Below are 19,984 nucleotides of genomic sequence, written 5' to 3' on the forward strand. Positions count from 1 at the left end.
ACAAATTATTTGTAATTATTCTAAATAAAGGTGTTGTTAAATAACAATTTTGTAGCTTATAGTTAACATAACGTATTATTTACGTTGGCGTTTTTGTTGTAAAGCAAGGAAGTTGTAGTAGAATTATCGGGTAAAACATCATTAAGTCTGGCGTTGTTTCCTTTTAAAGCCACACCAAAAGATATTACAGAAACAATCATTCCTATCATAAAAATGGTGTATGTAATTCTTAATATTCGGTATTTTCGCTCTAAAACTTTACCTAAAAAATAGAGGTCTTTGGTTAGGGAGCTATAAACGTAATTTTTGTCTTTAAGCAATTCCTTTACGGCCCAATCGTATTCTTCTAAGCTCATTTTATGAAAATTACCAAAAAAGGTTAAATTAACTTTTTTGTTAGCAACATCCTCTTTGGTAAACTCTCCACTTGTAATATTAGGTCGTGTAGCAATTATAGAAAGCACCATAGATATTACACATGATAGCGTAAAGATTGCAGTTGGATATATTAAATAAGGATTAGAGTCTAATTTTGAAATTAAATTAGCTAACACTAACGAAATTATAATGGCATTTACAGAAAGTAAAATGTTTGCTTTAGTATCTGCAATATCACTAAGTTTAATGTGGTTTCTTAACGCAACACGATAAAAAGTTTGAATACCACGTTCTGGACTTTCGTTTTTATATTGCGCTTTATATTTTGCTTTTAACTCTTCGGTTTTAAGCTTTGTTTTTCTTTTCTTTTTAGATTTTATAAGGCTAGCTAAATTTTTCTCTTTTCTAGGTTGCCAGTTTTTTAAAGCATAATCGGTATAAAACTCATGCTTTTTTGTTAGTACATCTATATTCTCGTTTTCCCATTCAATAGGTGTATAATTTTTTATGCCTTGTAACTCTAACTCTTTTCTTAAAAACTCACTAGCTTCGGTAAAATATTTTTTACCAAAGTGCGATGCATCTGCATCACGAATTATTTTATCGAGCTCTGTTTTTGGAGAATCTTTAAACTTGGTAGCCATTATGCAGTTGTTAACTGCTGTAATGGTTTCTTGGTTTACACCTTCTTCTTTTAAAAAAGCAGTAGCAATTTTCACACTTTCTTCTTCATGATTATCTATAGATTTAGTGTAACCTGTATCGTGAAGTAAGACCGCTAGTTGTAATATTTCGGCATCGGTGGCGTTAATATCTGTGTTTTCAATAATTTCTCTAACACTTCTTAAAACACGTTCGGTATGGGTGTAATTATGATATAAAAAACTGTTGTCTAATTCATTTTTTAGTAAATCAAATACAAATTTTTCAGTTTTTTCAATGAGTTCTAACATAGAGATAAGTTCGCTTTTAAAGACACAAATTACTAAAATTTATGCGTATTTTTGGTATTTTATATGTAAAGATTTTGGTCGTAAGGATATTCACTAACTAACGACTTAATCTATTTTGAATTGTTTAAAAAAATCATAAAATTTCATTTTTATAATGCTAACATGGAAAGATATTATTAATTTTTCGGTAAACGGAAATTTAAAACCAGATAAATGTATTGAAAAATCTGAAGCCGAATGGCAAAGTCAATTAACACCAGAACAATATAGAATTACCCGACTAAAAGGAACCGAAAGGCCGCATAGCGGAGATATGTGTACAAGTCATGAAGCTGGTATTTACAGCTGCATTTGTTGTGGTACATTACTATTCGATTCTACTATAAAGTTTAGCTCAGGTACCGGTTGGCCTAGTTTTACCCAACCAATAAAAGAAAATGCCGTTAAATACGAAAAAGATTCGAGCTTAGGGATGATTCGAGTTGAAATTATGTGTAACACTTGCGATTCGCATTTGGGACATGTTTTTCCAGATGGGCCAGAACCTAGTGGTCTACGCTATTGTGTAAACTCAGAATCATTACAATTAGAAAAAAAATAAATATGAATAAAAATATAGAAATAGCAACATTTGGCGGTGGCTGCTTTTGGTGTACACAAGCCATGTTTCAAGAACTTATAGGTATAGAAAAAGCAGTATCTGGTTATTCTGGAGGTACTGTGCCAGGGCATCCAACGTATAAAGAAGTTTGTTCAGGTTTAACAGGTCATGCTGAAGTAGTGCAAATTACTTTTGATTCTGATAAAATTTCATATAAAGAATTGACTACTATTTTCATGACAACCCACGACCCTACAACATTAAATAGGCAAGGGGCCGATGTAGGGACGCAGTACCGATCTGTTATTTATTACCATAATGAAACCCAAAAAGAAATTGCTGAGGCTGTTTTAAAAGAAGTAGCTTCTTATTTTGATGATCCAATTGTTACAGAGATAACAGAAGCAAGTACTTTTTATGAAGCCGAAGAATATCATCAAGATTATTACAATAATAATACAACACAAGGTTATTGTAATGCGGTAATTACCCCAAAATTAGCTAAATTTAGAAAGCTTTATGCCTCTAAACTTAAATCGTAATATTTAAGTACAAAACAATTAATCTTTAACCCTCTCTAATGAACATTCAATTCAAGCGACTATTTATAGCTTTAAGTTTAATTCTTTTAAGTGCATGTGCAACCTATAAAACGCAATATAATGGTGACGTTATTTCGGGTAGCTTTAACGAGTCTGATATTGTGTATTCTTTTTACCTAATTGGTGATGCTGGAAATTCACCTATAGGCTCAAAATCTCAAGCAGTTCAAGCTTTAGAGGCTACTTTAAAAGAAGCTTCAAAGGCAAGTACAGTTTTGTTTTTAGGCGATAATATTTACCCTAAAGGCATGCCAGATAAAGATGAGAAAGGCAGAGAATTTGCAGAACATCAATTAAATGTTCAAACCGAAATAGTTAAAGATTTTAAAGGTGATGCTATTTTTATTCCCGGAAATCACGATTGGTACAGTAACGGATTAAAGGGATTAAAACGGCAAGAAAAATATATTGAAGATAAACTTGGCAAAAATACTTTTCTACCTGAAGATGGATGCCCAATTGAAAAAGTTGAAATTTCAGAAGATATAACACTTTTAATTGTAGATACAGAATGGTATTTAGTGAATTGGGACAAACACCCAACAATTAATGATGATTGCGATATAAAAACACGTTCTAAATTTTTAGATGAATTAGAAAGTGAAATTAAAAAGGCTCGAGGTAAAACTACAGTTTTAGCTTTACATCATCCCATGTTTAGTAATGGGCCTCATGGTGGTAAATATTCTGTAAAACAACATTTAAAGCCCATACCTGTTTTAGGAACTTTAAAAAATATAGTGCGTAAAACAAGTGGCGGTTCTCCTGAAGATTTACAGAACAAAAGGTACAACGATTTAAAAAAGCGTGTAGTAACATTAGCTCAAGAAAACGATAAGGTAATTTTTGTATCTGGTCACGAGCACAGTTTACAATATTTGGTTAAAGATAATTTACCACAAATAATTAGTGGAGCCGGATCAAAATCTACACCAACCCGAAACGTTGCAGACGAGTTTTCATCTAGTAACCCAGGTTATGCAAGATTAGATGTGCTTAAAAACGGGGCATCTTTCGTGCGTTTTTATTCTGCTACTAATAAGATTTTATTTCAAACTCAAGTGCATAAAAAAGACAGATCGGATGAAGTTTTCGATTTCGATAGTAATTTCCCAGACCAAGTTTCAGCATCAATATACACGCAGGAAGAAATTGATAAATCTAAATTATACAAGTCCATTTGGGGAGAACGTTATCGCGAAGTTTATGGAACAAACGTAGAAGCACCAACCGTAAATTTAGATACACTTTTTGGCGGTTTAACACCTTTTAGAAAAGGAGGAGGGCATCAATCAAAATCACTTCATTTAAAAGATAAAAATGGGGCGCGTTACGTTATGCGTGCTTTACGTAAAAGTGCGTTAGTTTACCTGCAAGCAACGGTATTTTTAAATCAGTATATAGAAGGGCAGTTTGAAGATACTGCGCCGGCAAATTTAATTCAAGACTTTTTTACAGGGTCGCACCCATATGCTCCATTTGTCACCGCAACATTATCCGATCCTTTAGGAATTTATCATACAAACCCAGTGCTTTATTATGTGCCTAAACAAAACACTTTAGGATTGTTTAATGAAGATTTTGGAGATGAATTATACATGATTGAAGAACATCCTTCTGATGGTCACGACGATATAAAAAGCTTCGGCTATGCAAAAGATATTGTAAGTACAGACGATTTAAGAGAGCATTTAAGAAAAGATGAAAAATATAGCGTAGACGATATTGGATATTTAAGAGCTCGTTTATTTGATATGACTATTGGTGATTGGGATAGGCATACCGACCAATGGCGTTGGGCAGAGTTTGAAATAAGTGATGATGAAGTAGTTTACAAAGCAGTGCCACGAGATCGTGACCAAGTATTTTCTATAATGGGAGATGGTGCATTTATGCAATACGGTACACGTTTTATACCAGCTTTAAAATTAATGGAAGGTTTTAATGATGATATTAGAAGTGTAAAAGGCTTCAACTTTAGCCCATTTGGGTTAGATAATATGTTGCTAAATAAAACCACAAAGCAGCAATGGAACGAACAGGTTGCTTTTATTCAAAAGCATTTAACCGATGAAGTTATCGATGAAGCTTTAAACCAGTTTCCTAAAGAGGTTCAAAATCCAGAAACCTTAGCAAGAATAAAACGTGTTTTAAAAGCTCGACTTAAAAATTTACCAGAAATAGCCAATGCGTATTTTAAAGTACTAAATAAAACAGTGGTAATAACAGGAACCGATAAAGATGATTTTTTCGATATAGAACGTCTGCCAAATGGCGAAACAAAAGTTTCTGCCTATAGAAATATTGATGGAAAAAGAGATAAACAATTTTATGAAAAAACCTTCAATAAAAATGATAATAAAGAAATCTGGATTTATGGGTTAGATGATAAAGATGTTTTTAATGTTTTTGGTGAAGGAAATAAATACATAAAAGTTCGATTAATAGGTGGCCAAAATAAAGATACTTATAATATCGAAAATGGTAAAAACCTTAAGTTTTACGATTATAAATCAAAAGAAAGTATAATTACAACAAACAAAGGAAGCAAGCATTTAACCAATGATTATAATACCAATGTTTACGATTTTACCAAGCCTAAAAATAATACCAATCAAGTGGTGCCTTCAATTGGTTACAATCCAGACGATGGTGTAAAAATAGGAGCGGTAAACACGTATACTACTTATGGGTTTAAACGAAGTCCGTTTACCACACAACATAGTTTTTCTGCGGCTTATTTTTTTGCAACAAGTGGTTTCGATTTAGGTTATAATGCAGAGTTTGCTAATGTTGTAAATAAATGGAATTTAGCCGTCGATACTAGGTTTACAAGCCCTAATTATGCAATAAATTACTTTGGTTACGGTAACAGCACAATCAACCCCGAAGCAGATGAAAACGATGGATTAGACGTAGATTTAGACTATAACCGTGTGAAGTTACAAACATTAGAGTTTGCTCCAGCATTAATTTGGCGTGGCGAATTAGGTGGAAGTTTTAAGCTTGGTTTATCGTACCAAAATATTGAAGTTGAAAAAACAGAAAACCGATTTATTAATTTGTATTTAAACAATAATAACGAGGAAGTAAATGATAGCTTTTTAGGAGCCGAGGTTTCATATCATTTTAAAAATACCGACAACGAAGCTTTTCCAACAATGGGGATGGCTTTTTCTTTTAATGCCGGATATCGTAATAATTTAGATGAAGCAAAAGGATATGGATACATTATTCCAGAATTAAGTTTCGATTATAAATTAGTGCATAGTGGCCAACTTGTGTTGGCAACTAAATCGCGTGCACATTTTAATTTAGGTGATAACTTCGAGTTTTATCAAGCTGCAAATATTGGAGCTAAAACAGGTTTGCGTGGTTATAGAAACGAGCGCTTTTCTGGGAAAACAGCATTTTCACAAAGTTCCGATTTACGCCTGAATTTCAATAAATTTAGAACCGGAATATTACCATTAAGTATTGGTGTTTTTGGTGGTTTTGATGTTGGAAGAGTTTGGGTAGATAACGATTTTGTTTCAACTGTCGCGTACAATTCTAACACTTGGAATACTTCAATTGGAGGTGGTGTGTTTGCTAATTTTTCCGATTTAACAACGCTAAATGTTTCTGCATTTAATAGCGACGATGGTTTACGTTTTGCTTTTGCTTTAGGTTTTGGATTTTAACAATAAAACACATTTTTTCAGCATGTAATTTATGATGTTTATTTTCGTCTAAATAGAAAAATAACTTATTATGAAAAGTAGTTTTAACAACCTTATAAATTCTGAAAAAGTAGTACTTGTCGATTTTTTTGGTACTTGGTGTGGGCCATGTCAAGCCCTTATGCCAATTTTAAAAGATGTTAAAGATGAGGTAGGAGATGATGTGAAAATCGTAAAAATAGACATTGATAAAAACAACGAACTTGCCGTAAATTATCAGGTGAGAAGTGTGCCAACCATGATTTTATTTGTAGATGGAAAACCGCGTTGGAGGCAATCTGGAGTGCTTCAAAAAAACGAAATACTTAACGTTTTAGATGTTCAGGCATCTGTAAAAGTTTAATCGATTTTAATAGTATAAAGTCGACCACCGGTGTCACCATTTTTTTCATCGGTCAATAATAGGGTATTGTTATTTTTATAGCAGATACCCTCTTTTTGTGTTATGGAATTAAATCCAATGGTTTGGTGTTTACCATTAAAAAAATTATCACTGGTAAAGTTGCTAAATAAGTGAATTTTATGTTGGGTTAAAATAGCAATTTCTTTACCATCGTCACGAATATCGGCAGCAGTAACCCAATCGTAATCATTGTCTCCAAAATTATAATTGCCAATTAATTTAGCCTTTTGTTTACCGCTTTTGGCAGGGAGTTTATATACTTTAGTTTTACCATGTTCGTTATTTACACGTGTTTTGGTAAATAAATAGAAGTTATTATTAAAGTAAAAAAAAGCTTCACAATCAAAATACAACTCGCTTTTTTTGGGTGAATAATCGTCTTGGTCTTCGTAAGTAAAAGAAATAGTTTCTATATCAATTTTGTCATCAGAATCTAAATTTGATGCATTTACTTTTAATATTTTTAAATGCTTACGGTCGCTGCCATTATTACCAAAATCACCTATGTAAATATTGCCTTTTTTATCTGATGTAATGTCTTCCCAATCATGGTTTTTTGCATCAATTTTTAATTTCTTTTCAATATCTCCTTCTTCATTAACTAAAAATAAATGCGATTTGTTTCCACTATCGTTAAGCATCCAAATACCATTGTTTTCAATAGTTGTTTCGTTACCAGAAACTTCATTTAAATCTTTTGGTAAATCTACACTTTGGTCTTGGCAGTTTGCCACCAAAACAAATAGAAATAAGTAAGCGTGTTTAAGCATAAAACAAGTTTTAAATGCTAAATTTACAGTGTTTTTTTAACTCTATGAATACATTTAACGTTATTATAATAGGTGGTGGTGCCGCTGGTTTTTTTACTGCAATTAATATTGCTAAGCAAAATCCAGATTTAAAAGTTGCTGTTTTAGAAAAGGCTAAAACGGGATTGCAAAAGGTGAAAATTTCTGGAGGTGGACGTTGTAATGTTACGCATGCAGAATTTATTCCGCAGGAATTAGTAACTAATTATCCTAGAGGAGAAAAGGAGTTACTTGGACCGTTTCATCAGTTCATGACGGGCGATACTATGGCGTGGTTTGAGGAACGCGGTGTTGCGTTAAAAATTGAAGAGGATGGACGTATGTTTCCAGAATCAAATTCGTCTCAAACTATAATAGATTGCTTTTTAAAAGAAGCTGAAAAATATAAGGTTGAGGTTATTTATAGTTCGGGCGTATTAAATGTTGAGAAACAGGATAGTGCTTGGGTGTTACAAACAAAAACTGAAGCATTTTATGCAGAAAAGATAGTAGTTGCTACGGGTAGTAGCGTAAAAATGTGGGATATTTTAAAAACCTTAAATCATACTATTATAAATCCTGTGCCGTCATTGTTTACTTTTAATGTTACCGATAAACGTATAAAAAACATACCTGGGGTTGTGGTACAAAATGTTACAGTTAAAGTATTAAATACAAATTTAGAATCTACTGGGCCACTTTTGGTAACACATGTTGGTTTTAGTGCGCCTTCAATTTTAAAATTATCTGCTTTTGGCGCTGTTGAACTCGCCGAAATGAACTACTATTTTGATATTGAAATTAATTTTATTCAGCAAGAATTTAATCAATGTCTAGATGCGTTAAAGCAATTAAAACAGGAGTTAGCAAAAAAAACGGTGTTTAAATTTGCTCAGTTTGGTATTCCAAAGCGTTTGTGGCAAAAATTAGTTTTAGCTTCAAAAATTGAAGAAAGTAAAACTTGGGCAGATATTAATAAAACTCAACTAGAAAATTTAGCGATACAACTTACAAAAGCAGTGTTTCAAGTAAAAGGAAAAAGCACTTTTAAAGATGAGTTTGTAACTGCTGGTGGTGTAGATTTAAAAGAGGTAAACTTTAAAACTTTTGAAAGTAAGCTTCATAAAAATCTGTTTTTTGCCGGCGAAGTTTTAAATATTGATGCCATAACAGGAGGTTTTAACTTCCAAAATGCTTGGACTAGTGGTTTTATTGTGGCTAGAAGTATAATTTAATAATCACGAGGCTTTAATTAATTAAATAAAGAGTATAAGTGTCCCCTCTAAAAAGAGGGGATTCAGGGGTGTGTAAATTCTCGGTTTTAATTAAGTTTTCCCCAAAGCATATAACAAATCAGAATGTAAAAATTTGTAATCCAAAGTTTTAATAAGTTTTTCAGGACTTATTTTTTTGTACTGTAGAGGTTGCGAATCATTAAAAACAGGAATCGGTTTTCCTAAGCTTTTTCTAGCTTGAATGTAAAATGTTTTTCTTGTTGGGTGATGGTTGGCACAAGCATTAAATGTTTCTCCAAAAACATCAAATTCTATTATTTTAGAAATAATCGCAATACAATCATCGCGTTGAATCATGTTTACAAAACCGTTGGGCTGCGGTATTTCTTTGTCTTTAAACCAATTCCCAGGTTGGCGTTGTCCACCAAATAAGCCAGCAAACCTAATAATTGTGGTTTTAAAAGTTGTGTTATTTCTAAATAAAGCTTCAACTTGTGTAAGTAAGGAATCTATAGTTTCATCGGTTTCTGTGTAAGTTTTATTGCCTCGTGGGTAAACCGATGTGGAACTAATAAAAATCACTTTTTTTACAGAAGACGTTTCAATAGTCTGAACCAAATTTTGGTATGCTTCAAACCGTTTTGATGTTATCATGATAAGTAAAACATCAGTATTTAAAAAATCTTCAAAATCTGGGTTTTCCTCAATGTTTACAATATAGGGAGTTATGCCTTCAGCTTTAAAATCGTTAACTTTTTCTAAAGAAGTTGTCGAGCCTTTAATGTTGTAACCTTTAGCTATAAAGTGTTTTGCTAAAGGAAAACCTAACCAACCACAACCTAAAATGCTATATGTTTTTGTACCCATGCTTTTCTGTAAAAATACGGATAGTTTAATAATTTAAGTTTTATATTGTAAACATAATTTAGCCTAAAATGAAAACTTTTATAGCACTACTGCGAGGTATAAACGTAAGCGGAAAAAATAAAATTCCGATGGCAGATTTGCGTGTATTACTAACAGAATCTGGTTTACAAAATGTACAAACCTATATACAAAGTGGAAATGTGGTTTTTGAATCTTCAGAAGAAAATAATAATATTTTAGAAACTTTAATTAATCAAGCTATTGCCAAAAAGTTTAAGTTTAATGTACCTATTTTAGTGCTTACTCCAAAGGAATTAAGTGTAATTTTTAATAACAGCCCATTTCCGCAAGAGCAAAAAGAAAACAGCTATTTTACATTTTTATTTCAAGCTCCTAATAATAGCTTGATTGAAGAAGTTTCAGAATTAAATTACCCAAACGAAAGTTTTAAAATAACTCCTAATTGCGTTTACTTTTACTCGTCTATTGGTTATGGTAGAGCAAAGTGCAATAATAATTTTTTTGAGCGTAAATTACAGGTTACAGCTACAGTCAGAAATTACAAAACGACCTTAAAATTAATGGACTTATCAAATTAAAAAACTATTGCTTATTTTTGCAAGCAATTTTTTCTGTAAAGAGTCCGTTTCGTGGTAGTTGCACTCATAATTTTTATTGAATGATAGTAGAAGAATTTATAACAAAATCTTACCCAAAAACCATTGAAGAAGGTAAAGTAGCTTGGGAATCGCCAAGTAACATTGCTTTGGTTAAATATTGGGGTAAAAAAGAACACCAAATACCAGCAAATCCCTCCATAAGTTTTACACTTAGTAAGTGCAAAACCATAACTGTTTTAGAGTTTTCTGAAAAAGAAAATAAAACCGATTTTTCGTTTGATGTGTTTTTAAATAATGAGAAAAAAGACGATTTCAAACCAAAAATAGAAACGTTTTTTAAACGGGTTGAAGCGTATTTACCGTTTTTAAAAAACTATCATTTTGTTATAAAAACCGAAAATACATTTCCACATAGTTCGGGCATTGCGTCATCGGCATCAGGAATGAGCGCTTTAGCTTTGTGTTTAACCAGTGTAGATAGAATGCTGAGCAAAAACCATGAGCATCTAAATAAGTCTTTTTTTAATAAAAAGGCGTCGTTTTTAGCGCGTTTGGGTTCTGGTAGCGCTTGCCGAAGTATTGAAGGTAGTTTGGTAACATGGGGAACACACCAAGCTTTTGCAGAAAGTTCCGATTTATACGGTGTTAAATACCCGTTTGAAGTTCATGAAAACTTTAAAAACTACCATGATACTATTTTGTTGGTAGATAAAGGCGAAAAACAAGTTAGTAGCACAGTTGGGCACGGTTTAATGCATAACCACCCATTTGCCGAAGAGCGCTTTAAGCAGGCACATAAAAATTTAAACGATTTGATAGCTGTTTTTAAGTCAGGCGATTTAGATGCATTTATAAAAATTGTAGAAAGTGAAGCTTTAACCCTTCATGCTATGATGATGACTAGCATGCCGTATTTTATTTTAATGAAACCTAATACATTACAAGTAATAAATAAAATATGGGCGTATCGTGAGAAAACAGATTCTAAAGTGTGTTTTACTTTAGATGCTGGGGCGAATGTGCATATGCTTTATCCAGAAAATGAAGCTAAAAATATTAATCAATTTATTAACAATGAGTTGGTTGAGCATTGTCAAAATGGTCAATATATTAATGACAAAATAGGATTGGGAGCAAAATTGTTGTAATTTTGCTAAACTATTTAAGCTTCAAATCATGAAAGGACCATTATTTTATTCTAAAATTTTACTTTTTGGTGAATACGGAATTATTAAAGATTCCAAAGGTTTATCTATACCATATAATTTTTATAATGGTGCTTTAAAAAAGAGCGAAAACCCAAGTGAAACGGCAATAAAATCGAACGAAAGCTTAAAAAAATACGTAGATTATTTAGCAGCAATAAATCCAGAATTAGTTGTTTTTGATATTGAAACACTAAAATCTGATGTTGCAGATGGCATGTATTTCGATTCTTCAATTCCTCAAGGGTATGGTGTTGGTAGTAGCGGAGCGCTAGTAGCTGCGATTTACGATAAATACGCTAAAAATAAAATAACAGTTCTTGAAAATTTAACCAGAGAAAAATTATTAGAATTAAAAGCGATTTTCTCTGAAATGGAATCGTTTTTTCACGGAAAATCGTCTGGTCTCGATCCTTTAAATAGTTATTTAAGCATTCCTATTCTTATAAATTCTAAAGATAATATTGAAGCAACCGGTATTCCTGCACAACAAAATGGTAAAGGTGCTGTGTTTTTAATAGATAGTGGTATCGTTGGCGAAACAGCGCCAATGGTTAGTATTTTTATGGAAAATATGAAGCAAGAAGGTTTCCGTAATATGCTTAAAGATAAATTTATAAAACATACCGATGCTTGTGTTGAAGATTTTTTAAGCGGAAACATAAAATCGTTATTCAGCAATACTAAACAGCTATCAAAAGTGGTGTTAAACCATTTTAAACCAATGATTCCTAAGCAATTTCATGAGCTTTGGAAAAAAGGTTTAGATACCAACGAGTATTACTTAAAACTTTGTGGTTCTGGCGGTGGTGGCTATATATTAGGGTTTACCGAAGATATAGAAAAAGCAAAACAATCTTTATCAAATTATAAACTAGAAGTCGTTTATAATTTTTAATTAAATTTTCTGTCACCCTGAGCGTAGTCGAAGGGTCAAAACATTTTTAACTTCTTTATGCTAAATAGAAGACAGAAACATATTCTACTTAAGTTTTTTAGTATGTTTTCTGTAGTGCGCGGTTACAATATTTTGGTTATTGTAATAGCACAATACTTAACAGCAAATTACATTTTAGCTCACGATTTACCAGTTCGCCAAGTTTTGCTAGATATTAATTTGTTTTTACTTGTGTTAGCCTCGGCAGCAACTATAGCTGGAGGTTACATTATAAATAACTTTTACGACTCCGAGAAAGATTTAATTAACAAGCCAATAAAATCGAAACTAGATAAATTGGTAAGTCAAAATACAAAGTTGTCATTTTACTTTGTACTTAATTTTTTAGCTGTTGTTTTTGCAAGTTATGTGGCATTTAATGCTGTACTCTTTTTTGCATGTTACATATTTGCCATTTGGTTGTATTCGCATAAATTAAAAAAATTACCAATAGTTGGTAATCTAGTGTCTGCAATACTAACTATTTTGCCATTTTTTGCCATATTTATGTATTATAAAAATTACGAAACAGTAATTTTTGTACATGCAACATTTTTGTTTTTAATAATATCTATGCGGGAACTCACAAAAGATTTAGAAAATATAAAAGGCGATTTACTTCAAGATTACCACACCATACCCATTGTTTACGGTGAAAAAGCATCAAAAATAATGCTTACTCTGCTATCTGGTTTAACTTTAGTTCCAACTTATTTGCTGCTTTATAAATATAAAATTGGGTATATGGATTTTTACTTTTATGTCAGTATTTTTTTACTAGTTATTTTTGTTGTAATACTTTGGTACTCAAAAGATAAGTTGCATTATTTAATACTTCATAATATTTTAAAAATTATATTGTTAACAGGAGTTTTTAGTATATTATTAATAGACGTAAGTGTTATTTTAAACAGAATTTAATGGTTTTGGGCGTTTTTACAACTTTTATGAAGTTGTAAACCGCGCTTTCGCAAGTCGCTGTGCAAAATACATTTTGCACGAGCTCCAACAATTGCTCAATCGCTAACGCGAAAAAAATCGTAAATTAAAAAGTCTAAATCGTTAATTTTAAAGTATATCTTTGCACAAAAATTAAAATACTATGAGCAGGAACCAAGGCAGAGGCAGTAATAAAAATACATCAAGAGGTGGAAGCAGTTCTAATAAACGAACTAGTTATTCACGCGGTAATTCACCAATTAAAAATCAAGGTGGTTTTACTAAGCCCTCGAATAGCACAAAACCAAAAGCACCAAAAAAATCTAACCCAGACGAAGTTAGGTTAAATAAATATATTGCCAATTCTGGTATTTGTTCTCGTAGAGAGGCCGATGTGCATATAGCCACAGGCTTAGTAAGTGTAAATGGTAAAGTTGTAACCGAAATGGGTTACAAAGTAAAACCAGGAGACGAGGTGCGTTACGATGGTTCTCGTGTAAACCCAGAACAAAAAGCTTATGTGTTATTAAACAAACCAAAAGGTTTCGCAACTACAAATAGCGAAGGTAAAGGCAGAACAGTAATGGATTTAGTTGCCAATGCTACAAATGCTAATATTAGGCCAATTGGTCGTTTAGGCAGAAATTCTAAAGGCTTAATATTGTTTACTAACGATGAGGCCGTGGTAAAAAAGTTTACCAATTCTAAAAATGGTGTGCCTAGGCTGTTTCATATTGAGTTAGATAAAAATTTAAAACACGAAGATTTTAAAAAGATTCAAACTGGTTTTAAAATCGATGGTTCGCTTATTGAAGTAGAAGAGATTAGCTACATCGATGGATCAAGTAAAAAGGAAATTGGTTTAAAAATAAAAAATACAGGAAATACTATTATCCGAACCATTTTCGAGCATTTTAGTTACGATATAGTAAGTATAGATTGTGTAGCTATAGCACATTTAACTAAAAAGGATATTCCGCGAGGGCATTGGAAGCATTTAACTACTCAAGAGCTTAATAATTTAAAGATGCTTTAGTAAATGTTTTTTAATAGAATTTATATAAGCCTGTAGAGTTGTAAAACTTTGCAGGTTTTTTTGTTGAATAGCTCGAATTTTGTTTTTAACTGCGTTAGGGATAGTAGCAGAAAGCCCACAGTAACCCCATGGTAATTGGGTTGCGAGGACTTGTCGCGTATAGCCCGACCCTTGTGGTAACGCCCAATAACATACGTGTTTAAAATTTTTTTCATTTTTTTTAAAAAAATATTTGCTGTATTAAAAAATAAATTACATTTGCCGCACTTATTAGCTGAACACTTTGAAACCTGTTTCTATGTTCGGGCTTTTGAAAATTAGGAAGTCATATTCAAAAGCAGCTTACAGATTAAGCAACCGAATTTTAAAGCTAACTTCCGTTTCTCCAATTTATGCTGTACAGCATGAGTATGCCTTTGTGCCAACCACACAGAGTCAGTTTCGTATTTGATATTATTTTGTTCTTATTGGCTTAACATGTAGTTAAACTACAATTCTCAATTTTAACATTTTAATAGAATAAATGAATACTAAATATATTGATTTAATCAATCAAACTTTTGATTTTCCTCAAGAGGAATTCGCTTTAAAAAATAAAACATTGGAGTTTCACGGTATTAACCTTATGGAACTTGTCGAGCAATATGGTGCGCCTTTAAAATTTACCTATTTGCCACAAATATCGAACAATATACAACGTGCTAAAAACTGGTTTGCTAAGGCTATTGAAAACAATAATTACGCTGGCAAATACAACTATTGCTATTGTACAAAAAGTTCGCATTTTAAACACGTTTTAAACGAAGCCTTAAAAAACGATATACACATTGAAACCTCGTCGGCTTTCGATATTGATATTGTAGAATCGTTAAAGGCTGAAGGCAAAATTACAGACGATACCTTTGTAATTAGCAATGGTTTTAAACGTGCACAATACGTAACTAATATTGCTAGATTAATAAATAATGGACACAAAAATGCCATTCCTATTATTGATAATTATGAAGAAATAGACTTATTATCTGAAGAAATTAACGATACCTTCAAGGTAGGTATTCGTATTGCTTCGGAAGAAGAACCTAAGTTCGAGTTTTATACTTCACGATTAGGAATTGGCTACAAAAACATTGTACCTTTTTACAAAGAACAAATAAAGGATAATAAAAAGGTTGAGCTTAAAATGCTACACTTTTTTATAAACACAGGCATTCGCGATAACGCGTATTACTGGAACGAACTTACAAAATGTTTAAAGGTTTATACCAGCTTAAAAAAGATTTGCCCAAGTTTAGATAGTTTAAATATTGGCGGTGGTTTTCCTATAAAAAACTCTTTAGCTTTCGAGTTCGATTACGAATATATGGTCGATGAAATTGTAAACCAAATTAAGCTAGTTTGCGATGAAGAAGGCGTAGATGTGCCAAACATTTTTACCGAGTTTGGTAGTTTTACAGTAGGCGAAAGCGGTGGTGCTATTTACGAAGTATTGTACCAAAAGCAACAAAACGATCGTGAAAAATGGAACATGATAAACTCATCTTTCATTACAACATTGCCAGATACCTGGGCTATAAATAAACGTTTTGTTATGTTACCAGTAAACCGTTGGCAAGATAGCTACGAGCGTGTTTTATTAGGTGGTTTAACTTGCGATAGCGACGATTATTACAACAGTGAACAGCACATGAATGCTATTTATTTGCCAAAATATAATAAAGACAAACCGTTATATATTGGTTTTTTTAACACTGGTGCATACCAAGAAACTATTGGTGGTTTTGGTGGTTTACAACACTGCCTAATACCATCGCCTAAACATCTGTTAATAGATAGAGATGAAGCAGGCAACTTACAAACAACATTATTCAGCGAACAACAAAAAAGTGAAGACTTACTTAAAATATTAGGTTATGCAAAATAGAACCTATGCAGGTATTTCAGAAGAATACGCAAAATTAGAGCAAGCGAAAATTGTTTTAATTCCGGTGCCTTACGATGGTACAAGTACATGGCAAAAAGGAGCAGATAAAGGTCCAGAGGCATTTTTAGATGCTTCTGAAAATATGGAACTTTTTGATATTGAAACCAGAACCGAAGTTTATAAACAAGGTGTATTTTTAGCGCCTGCAGTTACCGAAAATAGCTCACCAGAAGCTATGGTTGAAGCTGTGCATGAAGCGACTAAAAAATACATTAAAAAAAATAAATTTGTAACCCTTTTTGGTGGCGAGCATTCTATTTCTATTGGTACAATTCGTGCGTTTAACGAAATGTATAATAACCTAACCGTTTTACAGTTAGATGCTCATGCCGATTTACGCGAAAGTTACGAAGGTTCAATCTGTAACCATGCTTGTGCGGTTTACGAGGCTAGTCAAACTACCAATTTAATTCAGGTGGGTATTCGCTCAATGGATGTTATTGAAACTACCGTTTTAAACGAAGACAAAACCTATTTTGCACACGATATGGCTATTGATGATTCTTGGATGGATTCGGCAATAGACCAAATGACAGATAATGTGTTTATAACTATAGATCTTGATGCTTTCGATCCGTCAATACTACCAAGTACAGGAACTCCAGAACCTGGCGGTTTATTATGGTACGAAACTTTAGATTTTTTAAAGCAAGTATTCGAAGAAAAAAATGTAGTAGGGTTCGATATTGTTGAACTTTGCCCTAATAAAAATGAAAAATCTTCAGATTTTCTTGCAGCAAAACTATATTACAAAATGCTTAGCTATAAGTTTCAAAACGATGATTTTGATGACGATTTCGATAATGCAAACAATAACAAAACAGTAAATAAAACCACTAAATTTAAAGATAACGATGCGTACTAAAGGTCCAATTTCTCAATTTATAGAAAACCACTATTTGCATTTCAATGCAGCAGCTTTGGTTGATGCAGCAAAAGGTTACGAAGCTCAATTAGAAAATGGAGCTAAAATGTTAGTATCGCTTGCAGGTGCTATGAGTACAGCAGAACTAGGTAAAAGTTTCGCAGAAATGATTCGTCAAGATAAAGTTCAAATCATATCATGTACAGGTGCAAATTTAGAAGAAGATATCATGAATTTAGTGGCGCATTCGCATTATAAACGTGTGCCAAACTATCGCGATTTAACACCACAGGAAGAATGGGATTTACTTGAAAAAGGATTAAACCGTGTTACCGATACTTGTATTCCAGAAGAAGAGGCTTTTCGTCGTTTACAAGAGCATATTTTTAAAATTTGGAAAGATGCTGATGATAAAGGTGAGCGTTATTTACCACACGAGTACATGTACAAAATGTTACTTTCTGGTGTGTTAGAGCAGTATTACGAAATAGATTTAAAAGATTCGTGGATGTACGTAGCAGCCGAAAAAAACTTGCCAATTGTTTGCCCAGGTTGGGAAGACAGCACCATGGGGAATATTTTTGCAAGCTACGTTTTAAAGGGCGAGCTTAAAGCAAGTACCATGAAATCGGGTATTGAGTATATGACTTTTTTAGCAGATTGGTATACCGATAATTCAACAAATGGTATTGGTTTCTTTCAAATAGGTGGCGGTATTGCAGGCGATTTTCCTATATGTGTAGTACCAATGTTATACCAAGATATGGAACGTACCGATACACCATTCTGGAGTTATTTTTGCCAAATAAGCGATTCAACAACTAGTTATGGTTCGTATTCGGGAGCTGTACCAAACGAAAAAATAACTTGGGGTAAATTAGATATTGATACGCCAAAATTTATTGTAGAAAGTGATGCAACTATTGTTGCGCCTTTAATTTTTGCTTATCTTTTAGGTCTGTAAATCAGATCAATCTATCTAAATTTTAAAAACATGAAAAATAGAAACGATAACTTAAAACGAGTGATAGTTGATTTTAAGAAACTAACACCAGAAATTTTAGCATTACTTGTTGAAAAATATCCCGATGGTTATGATGATGATCATGTCATTTCGTTTAGAAACCAACATAACGAAATTATTGAAGCCGTAGAGGTTACAACTGCAGATACTAAATATCTGGTTAAAGTAAGTTCTAAACTTGCGGTTACTATGGAAAATTATGATGAAGATGATTATGACGATTTCGAAAGTGACGATCCAGAAGCAGTACAGCCTCCAGATACGGAAGATACAGACGATTAATCACAAATAAATATATTATGAGAACAGCTGTTTTTAAATCTTACGAAAACGGTTATTACAATTTTTGGTTTGAAAATGGAGAAGAATTAGCTTTTGAAGATGTACACCCTAGGGTTTTAAAGCAATTCGATTTAAAAAATGATGAAAGTTTAATAGACAAAGACTTTAAAATAACATTTATTGAAGAAGATGATGGTGATGATGTTATTTATATTGTACAAAGCCTAAAACCACTATAAAAGGTATTTAAAAAAATAAATGTACACCGTAGTTGCTTACCAAGTAGCTAGTGCTATCAATATAAAATCTAGCAAACAACAGTTGCCGTGGCAGCTGTTGTTTCAAGATAGCGACGAACTGTATTATACCAGTTCACCAAATAAATTTATTTACATATTTCAGTATGGCATGGTTAGTTTTTTTAACATGACTAGTACTGAAATAAACCATGCATTGCAAAAACTTAAACCGCAATGCACAAACTATTTTTCAGAAAAATTATCAGATTCGGTAGAAGTTGTTATTAAACCTAACATCTTAAAAGTCGAGTTCGATAATGTTATTTTACCCAATTTAGATGAGGAAATGATTCGTTTAGTTATGTTAAACGCGTCGCAATCTGTGGCTTTAAACCGTTATACCGAAATTACCGAAGAGTTATTAACCGAAACTAATAAACATACCTCATATTTAGAAGCTAACGGTAAGCTTGATATTTCTGGTAACAAGTTAAAGCGTTTTATAGGTAAGGTTTTAAATATTAAAAACAAGATTTCTGAAAATTTATACATTTTCGATTCGCCCGAAATTACTTGGGAAAAAGAAGAACTTAACAGATTAAATCAAGAATTAAAACAAGCCTTCGATTTAAAAGATAGATATCGTGTAATTCACGATCGTATTGAAATTATAAAAGAAAACCTAGAGCTTTTTAAAGATATAATGGACCATAACGAAAGCAGCCGCTTAGAATGGATTATTATTATTTTAATTGTTATTGAGGTTATCGATTTATTTATAGCAAAACTTTCAAATATTATTTAACGACACAGATAGTACATTATAATAACTTAAAATACCAGCAGCTTTAAGGGTAAAGTTGTATTAAGTTAAGCCGAAACTTTGGTAGATTTTTTCCGGTTAAAAACGTGTCACAAAAAAAATCAAATTTTAAATATTATTATGAAAGCAAAATATTCAATTTTAGGTTTAATAGCTATATTCAGCTTTATTTTAACAGGGTTTACCTCTTTAAAAGTTCAAGAAGATACTATTGTTATTACTGCAATTTTTGATGGTAAAGAAGATTATGGGTACAATTTTGTTGCAACAAGCGACGATTTGGAGTATACCGTAACATTCCACAAAATAAGTGATGAAGTTGCAAAAAGCTTCGATTTAAACTCAGATAAATTAATAGGAACCAAGTTTAAAATTACTTACACATCTAAAATGGTTGTAACTAAAGATGAAGATGGTTACGATTATGAAGAAGAGATTAATACCATAAAAAAATTGCAAAAATTGTAATAAAATCTAAAAGCTG

20 protein-coding genes are annotated in these 19,984 nt (G+C 32.2%); 17 read left to right on the forward strand and 3 right to left on the reverse strand.

The genetic code is table 11. From position 1 onward, the window contains the following. Positions 1–62: 62 nt before the first annotated feature. Positions 63–1,331 (reverse strand): Pycsar system effector family protein, encoded by a 1,269-nt coding sequence (locus tag PW52_RS00560; RefSeq protein ID WP_044630980.1) that lies wholly within the window; start codon positions 1,329–1,331, stop codon positions 63–65. A 154-nt stretch (positions 1,332–1,485) separates the two neighbouring features. Between PW52_RS00560 and msrB the strand changes: the two genes are divergently transcribed. The 4 genes from msrB (at position 1,486) to trxA (ending at position 6,599) form a co-directional block, all read left to right on the forward strand. Further along, positions 1,486–1,932 carry a peptide-methionine (R)-S-oxide reductase MsrB gene (gene msrB / locus PW52_RS00565; protein ID WP_044630981.1) on the forward strand — a complete coding sequence of 149 codons (447 nt, stop codon included), beginning with the start codon at positions 1,486–1,488 and terminating at the stop codon, positions 1,930–1,932. A gap of 2 nt (positions 1,933–1,934) precedes the next feature. Beyond that, positions 1,935–2,474 carry a peptide-methionine (S)-S-oxide reductase MsrA gene (gene msrA / locus PW52_RS00570; RefSeq protein WP_044630982.1) on the forward strand — a complete coding sequence of 180 codons (540 nt, stop codon included), beginning with the start codon at positions 1,935–1,937 and terminating at the stop codon, positions 2,472–2,474. A gap of 38 nt (positions 2,475–2,512) precedes the next feature. Further along, positions 2,513–6,217, forward strand: a complete 3,705-nt coding sequence (locus PW52_RS00575; protein ID WP_044630983.1) for a metallophosphoesterase — start codon at positions 2,513–2,515, stop codon at positions 6,215–6,217. Between the two features lie 70 nt (positions 6,218–6,287). Continuing rightward, the gene (trxA, locus tag PW52_RS00580; RefSeq protein WP_044630984.1) at positions 6,288–6,599 is read left to right on the forward strand and encodes a thioredoxin; all 312 of its coding nucleotides are present in this window, start codon (positions 6,288–6,290) and stop codon (positions 6,597–6,599) included. Here trxA and PW52_RS00585 read toward each other — a convergent pair. Further along, a complete protein-coding gene (locus PW52_RS00585) occupies positions 6,596–7,429 on the reverse strand; it encodes a hypothetical protein (RefSeq protein WP_044630985.1) in 834 nt (277 codons plus the stop codon). The genes trxA and PW52_RS00585 overlap by 4 nt on opposite strands. 44 nt (positions 7,430–7,473) lie before the next feature. Here PW52_RS00585 and PW52_RS00590 point away from each other — a divergent pair, with 44 nt between their 5' ends. Next, positions 7,474–8,682, forward strand: a complete 1,209-nt coding sequence (locus PW52_RS00590; RefSeq protein WP_044630986.1) for a BaiN/RdsA family NAD(P)/FAD-dependent oxidoreductase — start codon at positions 7,474–7,476, stop codon at positions 8,680–8,682. A gap of 90 nt (positions 8,683–8,772) precedes the next feature. On the opposite strand, the gene PW52_RS00595 is transcribed toward PW52_RS00590, so the two are convergent. Beyond that, positions 8,773–9,549, reverse strand: a complete 777-nt coding sequence (locus tag PW52_RS00595) for an NAD(P)-binding domain-containing protein (protein ID WP_044630987.1) — start codon at positions 9,547–9,549, stop codon at positions 8,773–8,775. Positions 9,550–9,617: 68 nt separating this feature from the next. Between PW52_RS00595 and PW52_RS00600 the strand changes: the two genes are divergently transcribed. The 12 genes from PW52_RS00600 to PW52_RS00655 all read left to right on the forward strand — a co-directional run bounded on the left by PW52_RS00600 (position 9,618) and on the right by PW52_RS00655 (position 19,968). Beyond that, positions 9,618–10,148, forward strand: a complete 531-nt coding sequence (locus tag PW52_RS00600; RefSeq protein ID WP_044630988.1) for a DUF1697 domain-containing protein — start codon at positions 9,618–9,620, stop codon at positions 10,146–10,148. A gap of 80 nt (positions 10,149–10,228) precedes the next feature. Beyond that, positions 10,229–11,317, forward strand: coding sequence for a diphosphomevalonate/mevalonate 3,5-bisphosphate decarboxylase family protein (locus PW52_RS00605; RefSeq protein WP_044630989.1), 1,089 nt, complete (start codon positions 10,229–10,231; stop codon positions 11,315–11,317). A gap of 28 nt (positions 11,318–11,345) precedes the next feature. Further along, the gene (locus PW52_RS00610) at positions 11,346–12,272 is read left to right on the forward strand and encodes a mevalonate kinase family protein (RefSeq protein WP_044630990.1); all 927 of its coding nucleotides are present in this window, start codon (positions 11,346–11,348) and stop codon (positions 12,270–12,272) included. Between the two features lie 57 nt (positions 12,273–12,329). Then, positions 12,330–13,232 carry a geranylgeranylglycerol-phosphate geranylgeranyltransferase gene (locus PW52_RS00615; protein WP_044630991.1) on the forward strand — a complete coding sequence of 301 codons (903 nt, stop codon included), beginning with the start codon at positions 12,330–12,332 and terminating at the stop codon, positions 13,230–13,232. A 181-nt stretch (positions 13,233–13,413) separates the two neighbouring features. Beyond that, positions 13,414–14,286 (forward strand): pseudouridine synthase, encoded by an 873-nt coding sequence (locus tag PW52_RS00620; protein ID WP_044630992.1) that lies wholly within the window; start codon positions 13,414–13,416, stop codon positions 14,284–14,286. A gap of 523 nt (positions 14,287–14,809) precedes the next feature. Next, positions 14,810–16,207: an arginine decarboxylase gene (locus tag PW52_RS00625; protein WP_044630993.1), complete on the forward strand. Its 1,398-nt coding sequence runs from the start codon at positions 14,810–14,812 to the stop codon at positions 16,205–16,207. Continuing rightward, on the forward strand, positions 16,197–17,132 hold the full coding sequence (gene speB, locus PW52_RS00630) for an agmatinase (RefSeq protein WP_044630994.1): 936 nt from the start codon (positions 16,197–16,199) through the stop codon (positions 17,130–17,132). Before PW52_RS00625 ends, speB begins: the two co-directional genes overlap by 11 nt. After that, positions 17,122–18,096 carry a deoxyhypusine synthase family protein gene (locus tag PW52_RS00635; protein ID WP_044630995.1) on the forward strand — a complete coding sequence of 325 codons (975 nt, stop codon included), beginning with the start codon at positions 17,122–17,124 and terminating at the stop codon, positions 18,094–18,096. Before speB ends, PW52_RS00635 begins: the two co-directional genes overlap by 11 nt. Before the next feature lie 30 nt (positions 18,097–18,126). Next, positions 18,127–18,438: a hypothetical protein gene (locus tag PW52_RS00640; protein ID WP_044630996.1), complete on the forward strand. Its 312-nt coding sequence runs from the start codon at positions 18,127–18,129 to the stop codon at positions 18,436–18,438. Between the two features lie 17 nt (positions 18,439–18,455). Continuing rightward, positions 18,456–18,677: a hypothetical protein gene (locus PW52_RS00645; RefSeq protein ID WP_044630997.1), complete on the forward strand. Its 222-nt coding sequence runs from the start codon at positions 18,456–18,458 to the stop codon at positions 18,675–18,677. A gap of 19 nt (positions 18,678–18,696) precedes the next feature. Continuing rightward, positions 18,697–19,482: an RMD1 family protein gene (locus PW52_RS00650; protein WP_044630998.1), complete on the forward strand. Its 786-nt coding sequence runs from the start codon at positions 18,697–18,699 to the stop codon at positions 19,480–19,482. A 138-nt stretch (positions 19,483–19,620) separates the two neighbouring features. Next, positions 19,621–19,968 carry a hypothetical protein gene (locus PW52_RS00655; protein ID WP_131453956.1) on the forward strand — a complete coding sequence of 116 codons (348 nt, stop codon included), beginning with the start codon at positions 19,621–19,623 and terminating at the stop codon, positions 19,966–19,968. Positions 19,969–19,984: the final 16 nt, after the last annotated feature.

The organism is Neotamlana sedimentorum (assembly GCF_000943565.1).
In the GTDB taxonomy this organism is placed as follows: Bacteria; Bacteroidota; Bacteroidia; order Flavobacteriales; family Flavobacteriaceae; genus Neotamlana; species Neotamlana sedimentorum.

Coding starts and splice junctions, on each gene's coding strand:
- PW52_RS00560 (WP_044630980.1), bottom strand. CDS start 1,331: ATGTTAGAACTCATTGAAAAAACTGAAAAATTTGTATTTGATTTACTA.
- msrB (WP_044630981.1), top strand. CDS start 1,486: ATGCTAACATGGAAAGATATTATTAATTTTTCGGTAAACGGAAATTTA.
- msrA (WP_044630982.1), top strand. CDS start 1,935: ATGAATAAAAATATAGAAATAGCAACATTTGGCGGTGGCTGCTTTTGG.
- PW52_RS00575 (WP_044630983.1), top strand. CDS start 2,513: ATGAACATTCAATTCAAGCGACTATTTATAGCTTTAAGTTTAATTCTT.
- trxA (WP_044630984.1), top strand. CDS start 6,288: ATGAAAAGTAGTTTTAACAACCTTATAAATTCTGAAAAAGTAGTACTT.
- PW52_RS00585 (WP_044630985.1), bottom strand. CDS start 7,429: ATGCTTAAACACGCTTACTTATTTCTATTTGTTTTGGTGGCAAACTGC.
- PW52_RS00590 (WP_044630986.1), top strand. CDS start 7,474: ATGAATACATTTAACGTTATTATAATAGGTGGTGGTGCCGCTGGTTTT.
- PW52_RS00595 (WP_044630987.1), bottom strand. CDS start 9,549: ATGGGTACAAAAACATATAGCATTTTAGGTTGTGGTTGGTTAGGTTTT.
- PW52_RS00600 (WP_044630988.1), top strand. CDS start 9,618: ATGAAAACTTTTATAGCACTACTGCGAGGTATAAACGTAAGCGGAAAA.
- PW52_RS00605 (WP_044630989.1), top strand. CDS start 10,229: ATGATAGTAGAAGAATTTATAACAAAATCTTACCCAAAAACCATTGAA.
- PW52_RS00610 (WP_044630990.1), top strand. CDS start 11,346: ATGAAAGGACCATTATTTTATTCTAAAATTTTACTTTTTGGTGAATAC.
- PW52_RS00615 (WP_044630991.1), top strand. CDS start 12,330: ATGCTAAATAGAAGACAGAAACATATTCTACTTAAGTTTTTTAGTATG.
- PW52_RS00620 (WP_044630992.1), top strand. CDS start 13,414: ATGAGCAGGAACCAAGGCAGAGGCAGTAATAAAAATACATCAAGAGGT.
- PW52_RS00625 (WP_044630993.1), top strand. CDS start 14,810: ATGAATACTAAATATATTGATTTAATCAATCAAACTTTTGATTTTCCT.
- speB (WP_044630994.1), top strand. CDS start 16,197: ATGCAAAATAGAACCTATGCAGGTATTTCAGAAGAATACGCAAAATTA.
- PW52_RS00635 (WP_044630995.1), top strand. CDS start 17,122: ATGCGTACTAAAGGTCCAATTTCTCAATTTATAGAAAACCACTATTTG.
- PW52_RS00640 (WP_044630996.1), top strand. CDS start 18,127: ATGAAAAATAGAAACGATAACTTAAAACGAGTGATAGTTGATTTTAAG.
- PW52_RS00645 (WP_044630997.1), top strand. CDS start 18,456: ATGAGAACAGCTGTTTTTAAATCTTACGAAAACGGTTATTACAATTTT.
- PW52_RS00650 (WP_044630998.1), top strand. CDS start 18,697: ATGTACACCGTAGTTGCTTACCAAGTAGCTAGTGCTATCAATATAAAA.
- PW52_RS00655 (WP_131453956.1), top strand. CDS start 19,621: ATGAAAGCAAAATATTCAATTTTAGGTTTAATAGCTATATTCAGCTTT.